The organism is Pauljensenia hongkongensis (assembly GCF_001746855.1).
Taxonomy (GTDB): Bacteria; Actinomycetota; Actinomycetes; order Actinomycetales; family Actinomycetaceae; genus Pauljensenia; species Pauljensenia hongkongensis.
Window position 1 is genome coordinate 1,322,802 of sequence record NZ_CP017298.1, and the last position, 3,633, is coordinate 1,326,434.

Below are 3,633 nucleotides of genomic sequence, written 5' to 3' on the forward strand. Positions count from 1 at the left end.
AGGCCGCCGGGGCAGGGCGCGGGGCGGGAGCAGGTCGCGGAGCGGGCGCCCCGGCTGGGGCGGGAGCGGGGCGCCCCCTCCCACCGCCGTCGACCGCCTCGAGGATCCGCGTCCGATCGATCCCGTGGACGGCGGTGGCCGGCCCGTCGGTGCTCTTCGGGCGCACCCCCACCCTGCCCTCGCTCAGGACGCGGCCGACGGCGGTCTCGCTCATCACCTGGGTCTCCTCGCCCTGGGACGGCCCCCCGTGGGCGAGCTCCCGCTGGCGCTCGGCCATCGCCCGGCGCCTGGCGAGCTTGTGCTTGCGCCGGGCGGCGACCATGCGGGCGGCGTGCGCCGCGTCCCTGGGGGTCTTCGAGGCGTCGGACACGGGGGCCGGGGCTTCCGCGGAAGCAGGAGGGGCCACGAGCGCCGCCCCTGCCTCATTCACGCCGGTGCCAGCGATGCCGGCGAGTTCCTCGGCCAGGGAGGCCGCCTTCTCCCCCGTGGGGTCGTGGGTCACAGTGACGGTCCTGAGGGGCTCGAGGCGGCGGGCCGGGCGCGCGGCGGGGTGCTCGGCGACGATCCACGCGATGAGGTGCTCGCGCAGGAAGGTGCGCAGGTCGGACAGGGTCCCGGAGTCCTTCGCGGAGACCAGGACCCGCACCGTGACCGTGTCCTGGTCGGAGTCGGTGACCTGCACCGTCCACGTGCGCCCGTCCCACAGATCGGTCCTGGTGAGGAGAGTCTCGACCTTGCGGCGGATGAGGTTCACGGGGGCGCTCCAATCGAGCTTGAGCTCGACGGTGCCCAACTGGGCGGCGGCGCGCCTCGTCCAGTTCTCGAAGGGCGTGGACGTGAAGTAGGTGCACGGGGTGATGAGGCGGCGCTCGTCCCAGACCCGGACCACGACGTAACTGAGGGTGATCTCCTCCACGGAACCGTTCTCGCCCTTCGGACCCGCCACGACCACGTCGCCCACGCGGATGGCGTCGGTGAACGCCAGCAGGACGCCCGCGAACACGTTGCCGAGGGTCTGCTGGGCCGCCAGGCCCGCGATGACCGAGACGAGGCCGGCGGAGGCGAGGATCGTGGTCATCGCCTGGCGGGCGGCTTCGAAAGTGCCCAGGACCGCGCACAGGCCGACGACGCTGATCACCACCTGCATGAGGCGCCGGATGACCTGGGCCTGCGTCTCGAAGCGGCGCGAGCGCCCCTTGTCCTGCTTCTGCCGCAGTTTCGCCGCGTCCTCGACCAGCCACGCGGCGGAGTAGCCCACCCATGTCAAGCACGCGAGCGCGGCGATGAGCAGCAGGTGGGACATGACCGACACTGTGGTGCCGTTCGACCAGTCCATCAGGTCGATGTTGGACAGGGTCACCTGCAGGCCGATCCACCCGCCCCACGTGAGGAAGGAGCCGTAGGACGCGGAGCGGGTGCGGCCCAGCAGGGCCGAGGCGATGGCCGATTTCGCCAGGGCGCCCCGTGCGATGGCGTGCACCAGGACCGCGATGACCAGTCCGACGAAGGCGCCGACGGCGCTGCCCAGCAGCAGCGACGCGAGGTCGAGGGCGTGGGTGACCACTTCGGAGGCTCCGTCGGACTGCCCCGAGTCGCCCGACGCCGCCAGAACATGTGCAAATTGGGGTGGAAGAGTGCGCATGGCGGAAGCGTATGCCCCGTGCCTGACTGCTTCCTGAAAGGCGCAAGGTGTGTTAGGGGTCACGGGCGGGCGTTTTGACCTGGAAGGCATGTTCTGCCTAAAGTAATCCTCGTCTTCGGGCGCCAGTCCGGCGGCCAAACGGCCCCCATCGTCTAGCGGCCTAGGACACCGCCCTTTCACGGCGGCGACACGGGTTCGAATCCCGTTGGGGGTACGGCTCCCGCAATCGTGGAAGCGCAATAACTCAATAGGTCTTACCTGTTGTAAGGCCCCGTAGCGCAGTTGGTTAGCGCGCCGCCCTGTCACGGCGGAGGTCGCGGGTTCAAGTCCCGTCGGGGTCGCCGACCAGACCGTAACGGTCCCGGTCCTGGCTCTGTAGCTCAGTTGGTAGAGCGTTCGACTGAAAATCGAAAGGTCACCGGATCGACGCCGGTCGGAGCCACCACTTCCCCGAAGTCCCTTGGGCTTCGGGGATTTTTTGTGCGGTTGTGCGCACGAGGCGGGGGCACTGTGCATACGAAGCGGGGGCCGGGGCCGCCGATCCCCGGTCGTCGCGCCCCGGACGGGGTAGGTGGGGGCTCAGCCATACGAGCCAGACGTTGCGCCCATGGTTGAGGAATTGAGCCACACGCGACGAGGGTGGCCCGCCTGCCCGGGGATCACTCCCAGGTGGGCTGGCTACCACCCTCGTCCCTTAAGATATCACTGCTTCGAGAACCTATGAGCCTTTCCACCTTTCGTGATGACGACCAAATCCACGGTTTTGACTACCCAGCGAACCTCCGTTCCGCTTGCACAAAAGCGGGTTCACTATCAAGACCGCACCTTCGCAGGCCGAGCGTCAATCACAACACCTGCTTACCAACTCATTCGAACTGGCTGGAAACGGTATGATTCGTATCCTGGGGCGCCTTGAACCCCCAGATCCGCCCATCTGTCTCCGCGTCAGGATCCTTCACTCCCGGGCCGTGGGAATCGACGTGGAGGTGCACCTCTGCTCCTGTTTCCGCGAGGCTCAGCACTGTGAGTACTTCGTGTGCTCACTGGCTGGTCTCCTAGACGCAGCGGCCGGGGTGAACACTAAGCCGACCCCTGTTCGGGGAAGCGGCTCCCCGCAGGATTCCCGGCTCATCCCCGCGCGTGCGGGGAAAACCGCCGCGTGAACGTGCGGGCCCGCCTGTGCGGGGGCTCATCCCCGCGTGTGCGGGGAAAACGCCCTGTCGAAGGGGCGCTGACCAAGCCCGCCGTGGCTCATCCCCGCGCGTGCGGGGAAAACTGAAGGGCGACCAAGCGGTCGCTGCACGCCGCGGGCTCATCCCCGCGTGTGCGGGGAAAACGGGACGACGACCTCGCGCACCCCTGCGGCGCTCGGCTCATCCCCGCGTGTGCGGGGAAAACCCCTCCTCGGGGCGCCAGTTTCCGCCCGTCCGGGGCTCATCCCCGCGTGTGCGGGGAAAACCGGCCCCGGCCTCGTCGGTACTGTCGAGGGCCGGGCTCATCCCCGCGTGTGCGGGGAAAACACGTGCGCGTGCGCCGCCGCGACGGCGGCGACGGGCTCATCCTCGCGTGTGCGGGGAAAACCAGGCGGCGGCGCATGGCCGCGACGCCGTTGGCGGCTCATCCCCGCGTGTGCGGGGAAAACGCGACATGCTGCGCTCGCTCATGCCGCGTTTCCGGCTCATCCCCGCGTGTGCGGGGAAAACCCTCGATGGTGCGCAGGAGGTGGGCGAGACCGGGGCTCATCCCCGCGTGTGCGGGGAAAACGTTCTCGTTTCCGGTGGGGAGTGGGTCGCGGCCGGCTCATCCCCGCGTGTGCGGGGAAAACACCCTCTGGACGCGGGGGGCGCCGCCTCGGCCGGGCTCATCCCCGCGTGTGCGGGGAAAACGCGGAGGGCGTTGTGGCCGTGGGGGTGGACGACGGCTCATCCCCGCGTGTGCGGGGAAAACGTCGCACTCGGGCATCAACACGTTCTTGGATTATCCCGGGTATA

1 protein-coding gene, 3 tRNA genes and 1 CRISPR repeat array are annotated in these 3,633 nt (G+C 69.1%); of the genes, 3 read left to right on the forward strand and 1 reads right to left on the reverse strand.

Annotated features, from left to right (window positions below):
- Positions 1 to 1,642 (reverse strand): mechanosensitive ion channel family protein (locus tag BH719_RS05490; protein WP_009743783.1); only part of this gene is annotated, 1,642 nt, incomplete at its 3' end.
- A 141-nt stretch (positions 1,643 to 1,783) separates the two neighbouring features.
- On the opposite strand from BH719_RS05490, the gene BH719_RS05495 reads away from it, so the two are divergent.
- The 3 genes from BH719_RS05495 to BH719_RS05505 all read left to right on the forward strand — a co-directional run bounded on the left by BH719_RS05495 (position 1,784) and on the right by BH719_RS05505 (position 2,087).
- Positions 1,784 to 1,856: transfer RNA gene (locus BH719_RS05495), tRNA-Glu, on the forward strand.
- Positions 1,857 to 1,909: 53 nt separating this feature from the next.
- Positions 1,910 to 1,983 (forward strand) — tRNA-Asp (locus BH719_RS05500).
- A gap of 28 nt (positions 1,984 to 2,011) precedes the next feature.
- A tRNA-Phe gene (locus BH719_RS05505) sits at positions 2,012 to 2,087 on the forward strand.
- Positions 2,088 to 2,767: 680 nt separating this feature from the next.
- Positions 2,768 to 3,589: direct repeats of the CRISPR family, unit length 28 nt; unit sequence GGCTCATCCCCGCGTGTGCGGGGAAAAC.
- Positions 3,590 to 3,633 lie beyond the last annotated feature (44 nt).